Source organism: Rhizobium arsenicireducens (assembly GCF_964021225.1).
This window is the reverse complement of record NZ_CAXHYK020000001.1, coordinates 3,299,559-3,316,229: the sequence shown is the minus strand read 5'-3', so window position 1 is coordinate 3,316,229 and position 16,671 is coordinate 3,299,559. Positions and strand designations below refer to the sequence as shown.

At 63.0% G+C, this 16,671-nt stretch carries 15 protein-coding genes; 8 read left to right on the top strand and 7 right to left on the bottom strand.

Annotation, left to right across the window (positions count from 1 at the left end):
* Window positions 1-46: 46 nt before the first annotated feature.
* From glpD to glpK, 8 genes are all read left to right on the top strand, one after another.
* On the top strand, window positions 47-1,561 hold the full coding sequence (gene glpD / locus ACWPVA_RS16450; protein WP_454288702.1) for a glycerol-3-phosphate dehydrogenase: 1,515 nt from the start codon (window positions 47-49) through the stop codon (window positions 1,559-1,561).
* 56 nt (window positions 1,562-1,617) lie between these two features.
* Window positions 1,618-2,694, top strand: a complete 1,077-nt coding sequence (locus ACWPVA_RS16445; RefSeq protein ID WP_454288701.1) for an ABC transporter ATP-binding protein — start codon at window positions 1,618-1,620, stop codon at window positions 2,692-2,694.
* Between the two features lie 14 nt (window positions 2,695-2,708).
* Window positions 2,709-3,779 (top strand): ABC transporter ATP-binding protein, encoded by a 1,071-nt coding sequence (locus tag ACWPVA_RS16440; RefSeq protein WP_454288700.1) that lies wholly within the window; start codon window positions 2,709-2,711, stop codon window positions 3,777-3,779.
* 2 nt (window positions 3,780-3,781) lie between these two features.
* Window positions 3,782-4,651 carry a carbohydrate ABC transporter permease gene (locus tag ACWPVA_RS16435; RefSeq protein ID WP_454288699.1) on the top strand — a complete coding sequence of 290 codons (870 nt, stop codon included), beginning with the start codon at window positions 3,782-3,784 and terminating at the stop codon, window positions 4,649-4,651.
* A 13-nt stretch (window positions 4,652-4,664) separates the two neighbouring features.
* Complete coding sequence (locus ACWPVA_RS16430) at window positions 4,665-5,477, top strand: carbohydrate ABC transporter permease (protein ID WP_454288698.1); 813 nt, start codon at window positions 4,665-4,667, stop codon at window positions 5,475-5,477.
* A 17-nt stretch (window positions 5,478-5,494) separates the two neighbouring features.
* The gene (locus ACWPVA_RS16425; protein ID WP_454288697.1) at window positions 5,495-5,776 is read left to right on the top strand and encodes a DUF2160 domain-containing protein; all 282 of its coding nucleotides are present in this window, start codon (window positions 5,495-5,497) and stop codon (window positions 5,774-5,776) included.
* A gap of 81 nt (window positions 5,777-5,857) precedes the next feature.
* Complete coding sequence (locus tag ACWPVA_RS16420; RefSeq protein WP_454288696.1) at window positions 5,858-7,579, top strand: ABC transporter substrate-binding protein; 1,722 nt, start codon at window positions 5,858-5,860, stop codon at window positions 7,577-7,579.
* 76 nt (window positions 7,580-7,655) lie between these two features.
* Complete coding sequence (glpK, locus tag ACWPVA_RS16415) at window positions 7,656-9,152, top strand: glycerol kinase GlpK (RefSeq protein ID WP_454288695.1); 1,497 nt, start codon at window positions 7,656-7,658, stop codon at window positions 9,150-9,152.
* Between the two features lie 49 nt (window positions 9,153-9,201).
* Here the strand turns inward: glpK and ACWPVA_RS16410 are convergent, their stop codons facing one another.
* The 7 genes from ACWPVA_RS16410 to ACWPVA_RS16380 all read right to left on the bottom strand — a co-directional run bounded on the left by ACWPVA_RS16410 (window position 9,202) and on the right by ACWPVA_RS16380 (window position 16,622).
* Complete coding sequence (locus tag ACWPVA_RS16410; protein WP_454288694.1) at window positions 9,202-9,660, bottom strand: SRPBCC family protein; 459 nt, start codon at window positions 9,658-9,660, stop codon at window positions 9,202-9,204.
* 18 nt (window positions 9,661-9,678) lie between these two features.
* Window positions 9,679-10,509 carry an XdhC family protein gene (locus ACWPVA_RS16405; RefSeq protein WP_454288693.1) on the bottom strand — a complete coding sequence of 277 codons (831 nt, stop codon included), beginning with the start codon at window positions 10,507-10,509 and terminating at the stop codon, window positions 9,679-9,681.
* Window positions 10,510-10,520: 11 nt separating this feature from the next.
* A complete protein-coding gene (locus ACWPVA_RS16400; protein WP_454288692.1) occupies window positions 10,521-11,726 on the bottom strand; it encodes a vWA domain-containing protein in 1,206 nt (401 codons plus the stop codon).
* Window positions 11,723-12,601, bottom strand: coding sequence for an AAA family ATPase (locus ACWPVA_RS16395; protein ID WP_454288691.1), 879 nt, complete (start codon window positions 12,599-12,601; stop codon window positions 11,723-11,725). The genes ACWPVA_RS16400 and ACWPVA_RS16395 overlap by 4 nt, the downstream gene beginning before the upstream one ends.
* Window positions 12,602-12,823: 222 nt before the next feature.
* Window positions 12,824-15,244, bottom strand: coding sequence for an aerobic carbon-monoxide dehydrogenase large subunit (locus ACWPVA_RS16390; protein WP_454288690.1), 2,421 nt, complete (start codon window positions 15,242-15,244; stop codon window positions 12,824-12,826).
* Window positions 15,241-15,741 carry a 2Fe-2S iron-sulfur cluster-binding protein gene (locus ACWPVA_RS16385; protein WP_454288689.1) on the bottom strand — a complete coding sequence of 167 codons (501 nt, stop codon included), beginning with the start codon at window positions 15,739-15,741 and terminating at the stop codon, window positions 15,241-15,243. Before ACWPVA_RS16385 ends, ACWPVA_RS16390 begins: the two co-directional genes overlap by 4 nt.
* A gap of 14 nt (window positions 15,742-15,755) precedes the next feature.
* Window positions 15,756-16,622: an FAD binding domain-containing protein gene (locus ACWPVA_RS16380; protein WP_454288688.1), complete on the bottom strand. Its 867-nt coding sequence runs from the start codon at window positions 16,620-16,622 to the stop codon at window positions 15,756-15,758.
* Window positions 16,623-16,671: the final 49 nt, after the last annotated feature.

The window sequence follows — 16,671 nt, the reverse complement described above, 5'->3', positions numbered from 1 at the left end:
TCGCAATTGCATAAAATTGTGCAATGCGAAAAGGGGGCGAGAGCGCATGTCGGTCGAGAGAGTCTTCGACATCTTTGTCATCGGTGGCGGCATCAACGGCTGCGGCATCGCGCGTGATGCTGTCGGCCGCGGCTATTCGGTCGCGCTCGCAGAAATGAACGACTTCGCCTCGGGCACGTCCTCCGGCGCCACCAAGCTGATCCATGGCGGCCTTCGCTATCTCGAATATTATGAATTCCGCCTGGTGCGTGAGGCGCTGATGGAGCGCGAAGTGCTGTGGGCGATGGCGCCGCACGTCATCTGGCCGCTGCGTTTCGTTTTGCCCTTCCAGAAAGGCGGCGTCCGCCCGGCATGGCTGATACGCCTCGGGCTTTTCCTTTACGACCATCTCGGCGGCCGCAAGCTCTTGCCGGCGACAAAGACACTAGACCTCCGCCGCGACCCGGCCGGAAAGCCGTTGAAGCCGATGTTTTCCAAGGCCTTCGAGTATTCCGACGGCTGGGTCGACGATGCCCGCATGGTGGTTCTGAATGCGCGGGACGCGGCCGATCGCGGTGCGACGATCATGAGCCAGACCCGGGTCACCTCGGCCCGCCGGGAGAACGGGCTTTGGTCCGTGACGGTTCTGGACCAGTCGACTGGCAAGTCGCAAGCCTTCAAGGCGCGCATGTTGGTCAATGCTGCCGGTCCCTGGGTCGACCAGGTGCTTGCCGGCGCCTTCGGCCGCAACAATGTCCACAATGTCCGGCTCGTCCAGGGCAGTCATATCGTGGTGAAGAAGAAGTTTACCGACAAGCGCGCCTATTTCTTCCAGAACCCGGACAACCGCATCATTTTCGCGATTCCTTACGAGAATGATTTCACGCTGATCGGCACGACGGATCGTGACTATACGGATGATCCGAAAAATGTGAAAATAAGCGAAGAGGAAATCGCGTATCTCTGCAATGCGGCCAGCGAATATTTCGCCGAGCCGGTGAAGAAGGACGACATCGTCTGGAGCTATTCGGCCGTGCGCCCGCTCTATGACGATGGTGCATCGAAAGCCCAGGAAGCGACGCGCGATTATGTGCTGAAGCTCGACCACCGCCCGACGGAGGAAGCGCCGCTTCTCAATGTCTTCGGCGGCAAGCTGACCACCTATCGGCGTCTGGCCGAGCACGCGCTTGAAAAGATCGGAGAGGCGATCGGCACCATGGGCAGTCCATGGACGGCGACGAGCCGATTGCCCGGCGGCGATTTCGAAGCGACGGCCTATGTGGCGGAAGTCGACAGACTGCTGAAGGCCTGTCCCTTCATGGAGCGTGGCCATGCGGAGCGATTGGTCCGCTGCTACGGCACAGATGCCGAGACCATTTTGTCCGGCGCAGCGCGTGCCGAGGATATGGGACGGCATTTCGGCGGTTCGCTGTACGAATGTGAAGTCCGCTGGCTGATCGACCGCGAATGGGCCCACAGCGCGGAAGACGTGCTGTGGCGTCGTACCAAGCAAGGTTTGTTCCTGACGGCCGGGGAGGCTCAGGAACTCGCGACGTATATGGCGGAAGCGACGGCCCGCTAGGGCGCGCTTGCCGGTATTGAAAATGACCGACGGTTCGGAGGAGGCCCGAGGAATAGATGCTTGAATTGCGCAATGTGTCGAAGATGGTTGCTGGCGAATATCACATTCGCCCGACCGATCTCGTCTTGCAGCGAGGGTCGCTGAATGTCCTGCTGGGGCCGACGCTCTCCGGCAAGACCTCGCTGATGCGCTTGATGGCGGGTCTCGACAAGCCGACCGGCGGATCGATCCATCTGGATGGCGTGGATGTCACCGGCGTGCCAGTGCAAAAGCGCAATGTCGCCATGGTCTACCAGCAGTTCATCAACTATCCGGCATTGACCGTCTATGAAAACATTGCTTCGCCGATGCGGATCGCAGGCAAGGATAAGGCGACCATCGACCGCGAGGTAAAAAAAGCCGCCGAACTGTTGGGGCTGACGCCTTATCTCGATCGCACCCCGCTCAGCCTGTCCGGCGGCCAGCAGCAGCGCACGGCGCTGGCGCGTGCCATCGTCAAGAACGCCAATCTCGTGTTGCTCGACGAGCCGCTCGCCAATCTCGACTACAAGCTGCGCGAGGAACTGCGTGAGGAATTGCCGAAGCTCTTCGCTCAGTCCGGCGCGATCTTCGTCTACGCCACGACCGAACCGTCCGAAGCGCTCCTGCTCGGAGGCAATACCGCGACCTTGAGCCAGGGTGCGGTGACGCAGTTCGGCGAGACGATCCAGGTCTATCGTCACCCTCTCGACCTCTTGACCGCACGCACTTTTGCCGATCCGCCGCTCAACACGATCGAGCTGGTGAAATCCGGCGGTCAGTTCCTGCTGGCCGACCGGCCGATCCTGCCGGTCCCGGCCCATCTGGCCGCCATCGCCGATGGTCCGGTGACGATCGGCTTCCAGCCGCATCACCTCTATCTCGAGCGCAACGACCATGCGACGACGGCGCTTTCGGCCAAGACGCTGGTCTCGGAGATCGCCGGCTCGGAGAGCTTCATCCACCTGCACTTCGCCGGCGCACGCTGGGTCATGCTGGCCCACGGCATCCACGACATCGATCCGGATCACGAGCTCGAAGTCTTCATCGATCCGCGCCACCTGATGGCGTTCGGCTCCGACGGGCGCGCGCTCACCGACGTCGCCGCGGCGTGAGGGGGGAAGAGACCATGGCACGCATCAATCTCGACCATATCCGCCACGCCTACAGCCCCAAGGCCAAGGCCGCCGGCGACTACGCGCTGAAGGAAGTCCATCACGAATGGGCCGACGGCGGCGCCTATGCCCTGCTCGGGCCCTCCGGCTGCGGCAAGACCACGCTGCTCAACATCATTTCCGGGCTTATTCACCCCTCGGACGGCCGCATCCTGTTTGACGGCGCTGACGTCACCGCCCTTTCGACCGAGGCGCGCAACATCGCCCAGGTCTTCCAGTTCCCCGTCGTCTACGACACCATGACGGTCTACGACAATCTCGCCTTCCCGCTGCGCAACCGCCATGTGGCGGAGGCGGACGTCGACCGCCGGGTGAAGGAAATCCTCGAGATGACCGATCTGGCCGGCATGGCCGGCAGGCGGGCGCAGGGGCTCACCGCCGACCAGAAGCAGAAGATCTCGCTCGGCCGCGGGCTCGTCCGCTCCGACGTCAATGCGATCCTGTTCGACGAGCCGCTGACGGTCATCGACCCGCACATGAAGTGGGTTCTGCGTTCGCAACTCAAGCGGCTGCACCGCCAGTCGGGCTTCACAATGGTTTACGTCACCCACGACCAGACCGAAGCGCTCACGTTCGCCGACAAGGTCGTCGTCATGTATGACGGCGAAATCGTCCAGATCGGCACGCCTGCCGAACTGTTCGAGCGTCCGAGCCACACCTTCGTCGGCTATTTCATCGGCTCGCCGGGCATGAACTTCATGCCGGCAGCAGTGAGCGGATCTCAGGCCGTCGTCGGCGAGCAGACCATCGCGCTGAACGGCGCGCCTAAACTGGCCGAGGGCGCCCGGATCGAGCTCGGCATCCGGCCGGAATTCGTCCGCCTCGGCCGCGAAGGCATGCCGGTCAAGATCACCAAGGTCGAGGATACCGGCCGCCAGAAGATCGTCCGCACCATGTTCTGCGGCCATCCGCTGTCGATCGTCGCGCCCGAGGACACCGAAATCCCGAGCGAGGCACGTGTCACTTTCGAAGCCCAGGCCATCGGCATCTATGCCGACAGCTGGCGCGCAGGGCAGGAGGGCTGAGGATGGAAAAGACCTTCAACAACAAGGCCTGGTTCCTGGTCCTTCCGGTTCTGCTGCTGGTGGCCTTCTCGGCTGTCATTCCGCTGATGACCGTGGTCAACTATTCGGTGCAGGACACCTTCGGCAACAACGAGTTCTTCTGGGCCGGCACCGACTGGTTTACGGAAATGCTGTCTTCCGATCGCTTCTGGAATGCGCTCGGCCGCAACCTGATCTTCTCTTTGGTCATTCTCGCCATCGAGGTGCCGCTCGGCATCCTGATCGCGCTCAACATGCCGAAAAAGGGGTTGGGCGTGCCCGTCTGCCTCGTGCTGATGGCGCTGCCGCTGCTCATTCCGTGGAACGTCGTCGGGACCATCTGGCAGGTCTTCGGCCGCGTCGACATCGGCTTCCTTGGCCACTACCTGACCGTTCTCGGCATCGATTACAACTATACGCAGGACCCCGTCGATGCCTGGGTGACGGTCATCGTCATGGACGTCTGGCACTGGACGAGCCTCGTGGTGCTGCTGTGCTATGCCGGCCTCGTCTCCATACCGGACGCCTATTACCAGGCCGCCAAGATCGACGGCGCCTCGCGTTTCTCTGTATTCCGCTACATCCAGTTGCCCAAGATGAAGCGGGTTCTGCTGATCGCTGTACTGCTGCGCTTCATGGATAGCTTCATGATCTATACCGAGCCCTTCGTCGTCACAGGCGGTGGCCCGGGCAATTCGACGACCTTCCTGTCCATCGATCTGGTCAAGATGGCGGTCGGCCAGTTTGACCTTGGCCCGGCGGCTGCCATGTCGATCATCTACTTCCTGATCATCCTGCTCATGTCGTGGGTCTTCTACACGGTCATGACCAGCCACGACGCTCAGGCCAAGTAAGGGGAATGCGAAGATGAACCACGACAAGAGCCGCTTTTCCTTCCTGATCCCGACGATCTACATCATCTTCCTGCTCCTGCCGATCTACTGGCTGGTCAACATGAGCTTCAAGGAAAACAACGAGATCCTCGGGGCCTTCTCGCTCTTTCCGCAGAATCCGACGCTCAGGAACTACATGGTGATCTTCACCGATCCGTCCTGGTACAACGGCTACATCAACTCGATCATCTATGTGGTGATGAACACGGTGATTTCGGTCGCGGCGGCCTTGCCGGCCGCCTATGCCTTCTCGCGCTACCGTTTCCTGGGCGACAAGCACCTGTTCTTCTGGCTCTTGACCAACCGTATGGCGCCGCCGGCGGTGTTCGCGCTGCCCTTTTTCCAGCTCTATTCGGCCTTCGGCCTGATCGATACCCATATTGCCGTGGCTCTCGCCCATTGCCTGTTCAACGTGCCGCTGGCGGTCTGGATTCTTGAAGGCTTCATGTCGGGCGTGCCGAAGGAGATCGACGAGACGGCCTATATCGACGGCTATTCCTTCCCGCGCTTCTTCGTGAAGATCTTCATGCCGCTGATCGCGAGCGGAATCGGGGTCGCCGCCTTCTTCTGCTTCATGTTCTCCTGGGTCGAACTGCTGATCGCCCGCACGCTGACCACGACCGACGCCAAGCCGATCGCCGCCACCATGACCCGCACGGTCTCGGCCTCGGGCATGGATTGGGGCGTGTTGGCCGCCGCCGGAGTGCTCACCATCATCCCGGGCGCGCTCGTCATCTATTTCGTCCGCAACTACATCGCCAAGGGCTTTGCCCTGGGCCGCGTCTAGGGGGAGGGAGGCAGACAATGAACTTCTCATGGATGGCATGGACGCTGCCGACTGCGCTGTTCTTCATCGGCATCTTCACGCTGATCGCCTGCATGGCGGTCTGGGAATATTTCTCGCCGGGCGGCAATCCCCGCATCGGCATTCTGCGGTTTGAAACGACGCGAGGCGATCGCTTGTTCATATCGCTGCTCGGTTCGGCTTTCATTCACCTTGCATGGTTGGGACTGGGAGGTCCCAACCTGTGGTGGGCTCTCGCCTTGTCGGTGGTCTACGCGATCGGCGTATTCCGTTTCGTCTGAGGCTAGAAAAAAGGATGGCGGGCCGCTTCCGCCATCCCGGACTACGAAGAGACTGCAATCGCAACCTTTGGGAGGAAAATCATGCGAAAGCACCTTTTGACGACGACCGCAGCCATGCTGCTGGCGATGACCGGCTCCGCTTTTGCCGGTATGGACGAGGCTAAACAGTTCCTGGACAAGGAGGTCGGTGACCTCTCGGCGCTTTCCCGCGCGGACCAGGAAAAGGAAATGCAGTGGTTCGTCGATGCTGCAAAGCCCTTTGCCGGCATGGAAATCAAGGTGGTGTCGGAAACCATCACCACCCACGAGTATGAATCCAAGGTTCTGGCCCCGGCCTTTACCGCGATCACCGGCATCAAGATCACCCACGACCTGATCGGCGAAGGGGACGTCGTCGAAAAGCTGCAGACGCAGATGCAGTCCGGCGAGAACATCTATGACGCCTATGTCAACGACTCGGACCTGATCGGCACCCATTGGCGTTACCAGCAGGCCCGTTCGCTCACCAAGTGGATGGCGAACGAAGGCAAGGATGTGACGAATCCCGGCCTCGACCTCGAGGACTTCATCGGCCTGAAGTTCACCACCGCGCCGGATGGCGATCTCTACCAGTTGCCCGACCAGCAGTTCGCCAACCTCTACTGGTTCCGGTATGATTGGTTCAACGACGAGAAGAACAAGGCCGATTTCAAGGCCAAGTACGGCTACGATCTGGGCGTACCGGTCAACTGGTCGGCTTACGAGGACATTGCCGAGTTCTTCACTGGCCGCGAGATCGATGGCAAAAAGGTCTATGGTCACATGGACTATGGCAAGAAGGACCCGTCGCTCGGCTGGCGCTTCACCGATGCCTGGCTCTCCATGGCCGGCAACGGCGACAAGGGCCTGCCGAATGGTCTTCCCGTCGACGAATGGGGCATCAAGGTCGATGAAAACTCCCGTCCGGTCGGCTCGTGCGTTGCCCGTGGTGGCGACACCAACGGCCCCGCTTCGGTCTACGCCATCCAGAAGTATCTCGACTGGCTGAAGGCCTATGCGCCGGCCGCTGCCCAGGGCATGACCTTCTCGGAATCCGGTCCGGTTCCGTCGCAGGGCGAGATCGCCCAGCAGATGTTCATGTACACCGCGTTCACCGCTGACCTCGTCAAGGACGGCCTGCCGGTGGTCAATGCGGACGGCACGCCGAAGTGGCGCTTCGCTCCGAGCCCGCATGGCGTCTACTGGAAGGACGGCATGAAGCTCGGCTATCAGGACGTCGGTTCCTGGACACTGCTCAAGTCCACACCGGATGACCGCGCCAAGGCCGCCTGGCTCTATGCTCAGTTTGTCACCTCCAAGACCGTGGACGTCAAGAAGAGCCATGTCGGCCTGACCCTCATCCGCGAGTCGTCGATCCAGCATGAGAGCTTCACCGAGCGTGCGCCGAAGCTCGGCGGCCTGATCGAGTTCTACCGCTCGCCGGCCCGCGTCCAGTGGTCGCCGACCGGCACCAACGTTCCGGACTATCCGAAGCTGGCCCAACTGTGGTGGCAGGCGATCGGCGACGCATCCTCGGGTGCGAAGTCGGCGCAGGAAGCCATGGACTCGCTGTGCGCCGAGCAGGAAAAGGTGATGCAGCGCCTGGAACGTGCGGGCGTTCAGGGCGACATCGGCCCGAAGCTCGCCGAGGAGAAGACCCTCGAAGAGTGGAACGCCGATGCAGTTGCCAAGGGCAATCTCGCCCCGCAGCTGAAGATCGAAAACGAGAAGGAACAGCCGCTCACCGTCAATTACGACGAACTGGTGAAGAGCTGGCAGAATTGATCTTGCCTCGTTAGCATGACAAGGGACCGGGGCGCAGATCAAGCGCCCCGGTCTTCATCCAAGGAGAAGAGGCCCGATGAGCGGATACATTCTGGCAATTGACCAGGGAACCACCTCGACCCGGTCGATGGTTTTCGACCAGAACATGCACATCGTCGGGGTCGCCCAGCAGGAATTCACCCAGTTCTTCCCCGATTCCGGCTGGGTCGAGCATGACGCCGAGGAGATCTGGCAGAGCGTGCTTTCGACCACCCGCATGGCAGTCGCCAAGGCGGGCATCACGCTGCGCGACGTTGCAGCGATCGGCATCACCAACCAGCGCGAAACCGCCGTGGTCTGGGACCGGAAGTCCGGCGAACCGCTCCATCGCGCCATCGTCTGGCAGGATCGCCGCACCGCCCGTTTCTGCGAGGAGTTGAAGGCCAAGGCTCTGGAGCCGCTCTTCACCGCCAAGACAGGCCTGCTGCTCGATCCGTATTTCTCCGGCACCAAGCTTGCCTGGATGCTCAATTCGGTCGAGGGGCTGCGCGTCCGCGCCGAAAAGGGCGAGGTCTGCTTCGGCACGATCGATAGCTGGCTGATCTTCCGGATGACCGCCGGACGGGTGCACGCGACCGACGCCACGAATGCCTCGCGCACGCTGATCTACGACATTGGTGAAAACCGGTTCGACGATGAACTTCTCGACATCCTGGCCATCCCGCGTGCCATGCTGCCCGAGGTCAAGGACTGCGCCGACGATTTCGGCGTGACCGATCCGGAGATCTTCGGCGCAGAAATCCCGATCCTCGGCGTTGCCGGCGACCAGCAGGCGGCGGTGATTGGCAATGCCTGCTTCGAGCCCGGCATGATGAAATCCACCTATGGAACGGGCTGCTTTGCGCTCTTAAACACCGGAACCGACCGCGTCGCATCTTCGAATCGGCTGCTGACGACGATCGCCTATCGGCTGAACGGCGAGACCACCTATGCGCTGGAAGGCTCGATCTTCATCGCCGGCGCGGCCGTGCAGTGGCTGCGCGACAGCCTCGGCTTCATCGGCAGTTCCGCTGAGACCGACGGCCTGGCCGCCAAGGCCGACCCGCACCAGCGCGTCTATCTTGTTCCGGCTTTCACCGGGCTTGGCGCGCCGTATTGGGATGCCGAGGCCCGCGGCGCGATGTTCGGCATGACCCGCAACACCGGCCCCGCGGAGTTCGCCCGTGCCGTGCTCGAAAGCGTTGCCTACCAGACCTATGATCTGCTGCAGGCGATGAAGAAGGATTGGGATGGCGCGAGCGAAAGGACCGTGCTGCGCGTCGACGGCGGCATGGTCGCCTCCAACTGGACGATGCAGCGTCTCGCCGACATTCTGGCTGCACCGGTGGATCGCCCCGAGATCCTCGAGACCACGGTGCTGGGCGCCGCTTGGCTCGCCGGCTCCCGCGCCGGCATCTGGCCGGACCGACAAGGCTTTGCCGAACATTGGAAACGCGATCGCCGCTTCGAGCCGGGCATGGCCGAGGATGATCGTCAGGCCGCAGTCGCCGGATGGGGGGACTGCGTGTCGCGCTGCCTCACCAAGCGCGGTTGAGATCGCGCGCCCCGAGAGGTCCTACCACCCTCGCGGCGCGCTTGATCCCTCAGGCGGCGGCGGCTGAATTGCCGACCAGTTCGCCGAACTTGGAGAAGAACTCACCGGCCAGCTTCTTCGAGGTCGAATCAATCAGACGGCTGCCCAGCTGGGCGATCTTGCCGCCGACCTCGGCCTTGACCGTGTAGGTGAGGATCGTCGCGTTCGGTCCGTCGGCTTCGAGCGAGACGTCGGCGCCGCCCTTGGCAAAGCCGGCCAAGCCGCCCTTGCCTTCACCGGCAATCGTATAGGAATGTGGCGGGTTGAGGTTCTGCAGTTCGACCGCGCCTTCGAACTTCGCCTTGATCGGACCCACCTTCAGCACGACCTTAGCCGTCATGGTCGTGTCTGAGGTCTTGTCCAGGCTCTCGCAGCCGGGGATCGCCTGTCGCAGGATCTCCGGGTCGTTCAGCGCCTGCCAGACGGTTTCAACGGGCGCTTCGATGCGTTCGCTGCCATTCATGTCCATGCTATGCTTCCTCTTCCTTTAAGCCTGTTGTGCCGTTTCGCCGCGCTGGCCGCGACGGCGGATCGAAATGATTTCTGCGAGTACCGAGAGCGCGATTTCCTCCGGCGTGATGGCGCCGAGATCGAGCCCGGCTGGCCCCTTCACCCGATCGAGAGCGGTGGGCTCGATGCCGTCCTCCGTGAGTTCGCGCTTCAGTGAGGCCATCTTGCGGTGGCTTCCGACGAAGCCAACATAGTCGGCCTTGGCGGCGACGGCCGCCTTGAGGGCTGCTTCGTCGCCCCGGCCTTGCGTCGAGACGACAAGGTAGCGTTCGCGGCCGTCGGGTTCGATGGCGAAGCCATCGACCAGATGGTCCACGTCCGGCACCTCTACTAGATCGTCCATAGGGCCCGCCAGCGTCACGTTGAAACCGAGCGGGCGGGCCTGTGCGGCAAGCGCCAGGGCAACCGGGCTTGCCCCGAACACGATGAGAGAGGGCCGCGGTAGCATCGGCTCGATGAAGACGTCCATGGTCCCCTGGCTCGGGCACATGTTGCGAGCGAACTGCACGCCGCCGCGCGCCTCGCCGGGTTTCACACCGAGTTCGGCGAGCAGGTCGCCCGGCTGGATCGAAACCAGCCGCGCCTTGCCGTCGCGCAGCGACTGGGTGGCGGCCCGCAGCACCGCCCCACGGGCGCAGCCGCCGCCGATCCAGCCTGCGGCGATCGTGCCGTCCGGCCGGATGATCGCCTTTGCCCCGGCCTTCGCCGCCGTCACGGAGACCGTCCTGACCACGGTCGCCAGCACGAAGGCCTCTTCCGACGATTTGAGTTTCGCCATGAGATCCATAACGTCGACATGCATGGTCATGCTTGCCTCCTTCACAATCGGGCCAGATAGGGTTCGAGCGCCGCGAGGCTCTCCAGCGAATGGGCCGGCGCATGAAGATCGACATGCGGCAGGGCGGCCTTGATGCCAGCGGCCTCCGGCGCATAGCCGTCCCAGCCCATCATCGGATTGAGCCAGACGATCCGCCGGCAGCGCCGGCCGAGTGCCGCCATCTCCGCGCCGAGCTTTGCCGCGTCGCCGGTCTCGTAGCCGTCGGAGACGATCATCACGCACGTGCGCGAATGGATGACGCGGGCGGCGTGGTGGCGGTTGAAGGTGGCGAGACAATCGCCGATCCGCGTCCCGCCGCCGGACCCTTGCGCCATCATCGACAGCCGGTCGAGCGCGCGGGCCGGATCGCGCTCCTTCATGGCGTCGGAGACATGCGCGAGGTGCGTGTGGAACAGGAAGGCCTCCGCCTCGCGGAAATTGTCGAGAACGCCATGGATGAAGCGCAGGAAGACGCCGGTATACATGCTCATCGATCCGGATGCGTCGAGCAGCAGCACGAGCCTGAGCGGCTTTTCGCGCCGCTGGCGCATGACCAGCGACACCGGCACGCCGCCGTGGCCGATATTGCGGTGAATGGTGCGGCGAAGGTCGATGCGATAGCCGCGTCTGCGGGCCAGGTCGCGCCGCGTCAGGCGCGCCTGCATGGCGCGCGCCAACTGGGCGGCGACGGCATGGGCGCGCTCGATCTCGTCCGGGTTGGCAAGCTTGCGGAAATCGCTCTTGGCAATGTTCTCGATGACCGAGGCGCCCTCCATCCGGCCTTCGCCGGACTGGTCCGTGCCGTCTTCGCCGGAGGAGGGCACCTGGTCGGTCGCCTCGTTCCCTTGATGCGATGCCTGTGGGTCCTGCAGGCTCTTGAGCGCGGGGTTGGCAGAGGGCAACGGCGTGCCGGAAACGGCGGAACGACCGCGCACCCGTTTGGCCAGCCAGAAGGCGTCGAACAACCCGTCGAAGCGCTGCCATTCGCTCTTACGGGCGCAGAACAACTGCTTGAAGGCCTGCCGCAACAGCGATGGACGGGTCGCATAGCCGGCCGCCATCAGCGCGGCCGCATCCTTGCCCTCGGAGAGCCCGACGGCAAAGGCATTGTCGCGCAAAGTCTTGAGAAAAGCCGCAAGCTTCTCCGACACCAGCCCGGAGACGGCGTCCATTTCGTCCTGGTTCATCGGCTGGCCGCAACAGCTCATGCGACCCTCCCGAGCAGACGTTCGGTCACCTCGGGGCTGATCCGCGTCCTGTCCTCGCGGGTCTTCAACAGGCAAAGCAGCGTGTCGTGCAGGGCCTCCGGATCGTCGTGCAGGTCGCGCAGGTTGAGACCCACCAGTGCGGCCGCCCAATCCAGCGTTTCGGCGACGCCCGGAACCTTGCGCAGATCCTCCTTGCGGATCGCCTCGACCATGCGGGCGATCTGCAGCGCCAGCGAGGCACCGATGCTAGAGAGATGCGCCATGATGATGCGCGCCTCGCGGTCGGGCTCGGGATAGTCGACATAGTGGTAAAGGCAGCGGCGGCGTAGTGCGTCGGAGAGCTCGCGCGTTCCGTTCGAGGTCAGCACAACATGCGGGATGGTCGTCGCCGGGATCGTGCCGAGTTCGGGAATGGACACCTGGAATTCGGAGAGCACTTCCAGCAGGAAGGCCTCGAACTCCTCGTCCGCCCGGTCTACCTCGTCGATCAGCAGGACCGGTGCCTTCGGTTGGCGGATTGCCGCGAGCAGCGGTCGTTCCAGCAGGTATTTCTCAGAAAAGATCTCGCCCTCGATCTCGACCGCGCCACGGCCCTGATGCGCCTGGATCGCCAGCAATTGCCGCTGGTAGTTCCATTCGTAGAGCGCCGCCGATTGGTCGAGCCCCTCATAACATTGCAGCCGGATGAGCCGGGTGTCGTAGAGATCGGCAAGGGCAGCCGCCACTGCCGTCTTGCCCACCCCGGCCTCGCCCTCGAGGAGCAAGGGCCGCTTGAGAAAGGCCATCAGCGAAATCGCCGTCGCCAGCTCGCCGTCTGCGACGTAGCCGACCCTGGAAAGTCCTGATGCGATTTCATCGCGGTTGAGCTTGCTCATGGATCGTATCGCTTCTTTCGATGGTCACAGAACGCACGGCCTGACTGCCGGCTTGCCCCACAGGACGGGAAAACACTCCCCTCCCAACCCTCCCCACAAGGGGGAGGGCCTAACCCAGCCGAACCCTCGGCGGACAAAAGCGAGCGCTTTCGGCTCGGTCTTCTCCCCCCTTGTGGGGGAGATGGCCGGCAGGCCAGAGAGGGCCTTTTCTCATCGCCTCCCTCAGCCCGTCAGCCCCAGCGACTTCGCCGCTTCCCAGTTGCGCCAGAAGTCGTGGGGCATCTGGATATGCGTCGACCCGAGGAAGGAGAAGGCGTCGTTGACGGCGTTGGAGAAGGCCGGAACGCCGCCGACATTCGGGCTCTCGCCGACACCCTTGGCGCCGATCGGATGATGCGGCGAGGGGGTGACGGTATGGTCGGTTTCCCAATGCGGGGTTTCGACCGCGGTCGGGATGAAGAAGTCCATGAACGAGCCGCCGAGCACGTTGCCGGTGGCGTCGTAGCGGATCTCCTGGCCCATCGCGATTGCGAAGGCTTCAGTCAGCCCGCCATGCACCTGCCCCTCGATGATCATCGGATTGATGCGGGTGCCACAATCGTCCAGCGCGTAGAAACGGCGGATCTTGTAGACCCCGGTATCGACATCAATGTTCATCACGCAGAAATAGGCGCCGAAGGGATAGGTCATGTTCGGCGGATCATAATAGCTGACCGCCTCGAGACCCGGCTCCATGCCCGGCGGCACGCTATGATAGGCCGCCCAGCAGATGTCCTTCATCGACTTGTATTTCTCCGGCAGGCCCTTCACGCGAAAGCCGTCGACATCCCATTCGAGGTCGCCCTCGTGCACTTCCAGCATGTAGGCCGCGATCATCTGCGCCTTGGCGCGGATCTTGCGGGCGGCCAGCGCGATCGCAGCGCCGGCGACCGGCGTCGAGCGCGAGCCGTAGGTGCCGAGACCGTAAGGCGCCGTATCGGTATTGCCTTCCTCGACCATGATGTCGTCGGCCGGGATACCGATCTCGGTGGCAATGATCTGCGCCCAGGTCGTCTCGTGGCCCTGGCCCTGGCTCTTGGTGCCGACGCGGGCAATGCCCGAGCCGGTCGGATGCAGGCGGATCTCGCAGCTGTCGAACATGGCGATGCCGAGGATGTCGCAGTTCTTCGACGGTCCCGCACCGACGATTTCGGTGAAGAACGAAACGCCGACGCCCATGATCTCGCGGGTTTCGCCGCGCTTGAAGGCTTCGCGCTTTTCCGCCTGCTCGCGCCGGAGACCCGCATAGTCGATGGTCTCCATGCCCTTCTTCATGGCGGTGTGATAATCGCCCGAATCATATTCCCAGCCAAGCGCCGAGTGATAGGGAAACTGCTCCGCCTTGATGAAGTTCTTCAGGCGAAGCTCGGCCGGATCCATGCCGAGCTTCTGTGCCAGGATGTCCATGCCGCGCTCGATGCAATAGGCGGCCTCCGTCACCCGGAAGGAGCAGCGATAGGCGACGCCGCCCGGCGCCTTGTTGGTATAGACGCCGTCGACGGCCAGATGCGCGACGGGGAAGTCGTAGGAGCCGGTCACGATGTTCATGAAACCGGCCGGCCACTTGGACGGGTCGGCGCAGGCGTCGAAGGCACCGTGGTCGGCGAGCACGTGGACGCGAAGGCCCGTGACCTTGCCTTCCTTGGTGGCGGCGATTTCCGTCGTCATGTGATAGTCGCGGGCAAAGGACGTCGTGGTGAGGTTCTCCATCCGGTCCTCGACCCATTTCACCGGCTTGCCGGTGACGATGGTGGCGACTGCTGCACAGATATAGCCCGGATAGGCGCCGACCTTGTTGCCGAAGCCACCGCCGATGTCCGGCGCGATCACATGGATCTTGTGCTCGGGGATCTTGGAGATCAGGGCCACGACCGTCCGGATGACATGCGGCGCCTGGAACGTACCCCAGATGGTCAGTTCGCCCTTGATCTTGTCGAAGGAACAGACGCACTGGCAGGTTTCGAGCGGCGACGGGTGGGTGCGGTGATAGGAGATCATCTCCTTGATCGTCACCTCCGCCTTGTCGAAGGCGAGATCCGTCAGTTCCCGGTCGCCGACCGTCCATTCGAAGATGTGGTTGTGGTGCTTGCGGGGGCCGTGTGCCCCTTCGGTCTTGCCGGCGAGATCTTCGCGCAGCACGGGCGCATCCGCATTCATTGCGGTGAAGGGATCGATCAGGGGAGGCAGTGCCTCGTATTCGACCTCCACCGCTCCGATACCGTCGTCGGCGGCATAGCGGTCGGTGGCGACGACGAAGGCGACCTCCTGGTTCTGGTACAGCACCTTGCCGTCGGCCAGCACCATCTGCACGTCGCCGGCCAGTGTCGGCATCCAGGCGAGGTTGACGGTCTTCAGCGTTTCCGCGGTCAGGACCGCAAGCACACCGGGCACCTTCAGCGCTTTCTCCGTGTTGATAGACTTGATGCGTGCATGGGCGTGCGGCGAGCGGACGAAGTCGCCGTGCAGCATGCCCGGCAGCCTCACGTCGTCGACGTAATTGCCCTTGCCTTGGGTGAAGCGAATGTCCTCGACGCGCTTGCGCTTGCAACCCATACCTTCGAGGCGGGCTTCTCTCTCTTCCCGCGTGGGAGTCATGTCGTTCATTCTGCTGCCTCCTGGAAATCAGTTCCGTTGATCTTGGCGGCGGCGTACTGGATCGCCTTTACGATGTTCTGGTAGCCGGTGCAGCGACAGAGATTGCCGGCGATGCCGAAGCGGATCTCTTCCTCGGTCGGGTTGGGGTTTTCCTGAAGCAGGCGGTGGGCGCGCACGATCATGCCGGGGGTGCAGAAGCCGCATTGCAGGCCGTGCATCTGCCGGAAGCCTTCCTGCAGCGCCGAGAGCGTACCGTCGGCACTGGCCATGCCCTCGATCGTCAGGATCTCGGTGCCATTGGCCTGAACGGCAAACAGCGTGCAGCTCTTTACCGAGCGGCCGTCGATGTCGACGGTGCAGGCGCCGCAATGGGTGGTTTCACAGCCGATATGCGCGCCGGTGAGAAGCAGTTGTTCGCGGATGAAATGGATGAGCAGGGTCCGGGGCTCGACGAGGCCTTCGACCTCAGCTCCGTTCACCATCATCTTCACATGAGTCTTCGCCATCTTGTCGTTCCTCCTCAGGCCGCAGCACGCGACGCGGCGCGTGTAAGCGCCCGCATGACCATGATGCCGCCGACATGGGTGCGATATTCGCTGGTGCCGCGCGCATCGGCCGCCGGGTTCATCACCGCGCGTGCCGCCGCAGCTGCCGCTTTCAGCGCGGCGTCATCCAGGCTCGTGCCGATCACGGCTTGCGCCGCCGCTTCCGCCAGCAAAGGCGTCTCGGACAGGTTGGTGAGCGCGATCGAGCAGGCAGCGACCTTGCCGCCCGCCATGGTGAGCGTCACGGCCGCTGCCGCTGTCGCGTAGTCACCCACCTTGCGCTTCAGCTTTTCGTAGGCATAGCCGTGGCCAGCCGGCTGAACCGGGATGGAGATGGCGGTGAGGATTTCACCGGGTTCGAGCGCGGTGAAATAGGCGCCCTGGTAGAAATCTGTGGCCGGAATGTCGCGGGTGCCTTCCGGTCCTTCCAGGCGATAGCTTGCGCCGAGCGCCATCATGACGGCCGGCATGTCGTTACCCGGATCGCCATTGGCGACATTGCCACCGAGCGTACCGACATAGCGAACCTGCGGATCGGCGATCATCAGCGCCGTTTCTTTCACAATCGGCAAATGCAAGGCGATGTCGGCGGATGCGATAATGTCGTGCTGCGTGGTCATCGCACCGATGACCAGCGCGTCGCCGTCGCGACAGATGCCCTTGAGCTGGCCGATGCCACCAAGATCGATCAGATGCTCCGGTGTTGCGAAGCGCAGCTTCATCATCGGGATGAGGCTATGGCCGCCGGCGAGCGGCCGGGCTTCTTCGCCGAGCTGGGACAACAGTTTCACGGCATCGGCGAGCGTTGCTGGCCGATGGTATTCGAATTCGCCTGGTATCATGGTCTTCCTCCCATTCGTCGGTCGGGCGTCGACACGAACGATGAGGGAA

Bases quoted from the DNA above. Each gene is read 5' to 3' on its own strand.
- ACWPVA_RS16380 (WP_454288688.1), bottom strand. From the start codon at position 16,622: ATGATACCAGGCGAATTCGAATACCATCGGCCAGCAACGCTCGCCGAT.
- ACWPVA_RS16400 (WP_454288692.1), bottom strand. From the start codon at position 11,726: ATGAGCTGTTGCGGCCAGCCGATGAACCAGGACGAAATGGACGCCGTC.
- ACWPVA_RS16440 (WP_454288700.1), top strand. From the start codon at position 2,709: ATGGCACGCATCAATCTCGACCATATCCGCCACGCCTACAGCCCCAAG.
- ACWPVA_RS16405 (WP_454288693.1), bottom strand. From the start codon at position 10,509: ATGACCATGCATGTCGACGTTATGGATCTCATGGCGAAACTCAAATCG.
- ACWPVA_RS16390 (WP_454288690.1), bottom strand. From the start codon at position 15,244: ATGAACGACATGACTCCCACGCGGGAAGAGAGAGAAGCCCGCCTCGAA.
- ACWPVA_RS16425 (WP_454288697.1), top strand. From the start codon at position 5,495: ATGAACTTCTCATGGATGGCATGGACGCTGCCGACTGCGCTGTTCTTC.
- ACWPVA_RS16410 (WP_454288694.1), bottom strand. From the start codon at position 9,660: ATGGACATGAATGGCAGCGAACGCATCGAAGCGCCCGTTGAAACCGTC.
- ACWPVA_RS16395 (WP_454288691.1), bottom strand. From the start codon at position 12,601: ATGAGCAAGCTCAACCGCGATGAAATCGCATCAGGACTTTCCAGGGTC.
- glpK (WP_454288695.1), top strand. From the start codon at position 7,656: ATGAGCGGATACATTCTGGCAATTGACCAGGGAACCACCTCGACCCGG.
- ACWPVA_RS16420 (WP_454288696.1), top strand. From the start codon at position 5,858: ATGCGAAAGCACCTTTTGACGACGACCGCAGCCATGCTGCTGGCGATG.
- ACWPVA_RS16385 (WP_454288689.1), bottom strand. From the start codon at position 15,741: ATGGCGAAGACTCATGTGAAGATGATGGTGAACGGAGCTGAGGTCGAA.
- ACWPVA_RS16435 (WP_454288699.1), top strand. From the start codon at position 3,782: ATGGAAAAGACCTTCAACAACAAGGCCTGGTTCCTGGTCCTTCCGGTT.
- ACWPVA_RS16430 (WP_454288698.1), top strand. From the start codon at position 4,665: ATGAACCACGACAAGAGCCGCTTTTCCTTCCTGATCCCGACGATCTAC.
- glpD (WP_454288702.1), top strand. From the start codon at position 47: ATGTCGGTCGAGAGAGTCTTCGACATCTTTGTCATCGGTGGCGGCATC.
- ACWPVA_RS16445 (WP_454288701.1), top strand. From the start codon at position 1,618: ATGCTTGAATTGCGCAATGTGTCGAAGATGGTTGCTGGCGAATATCAC.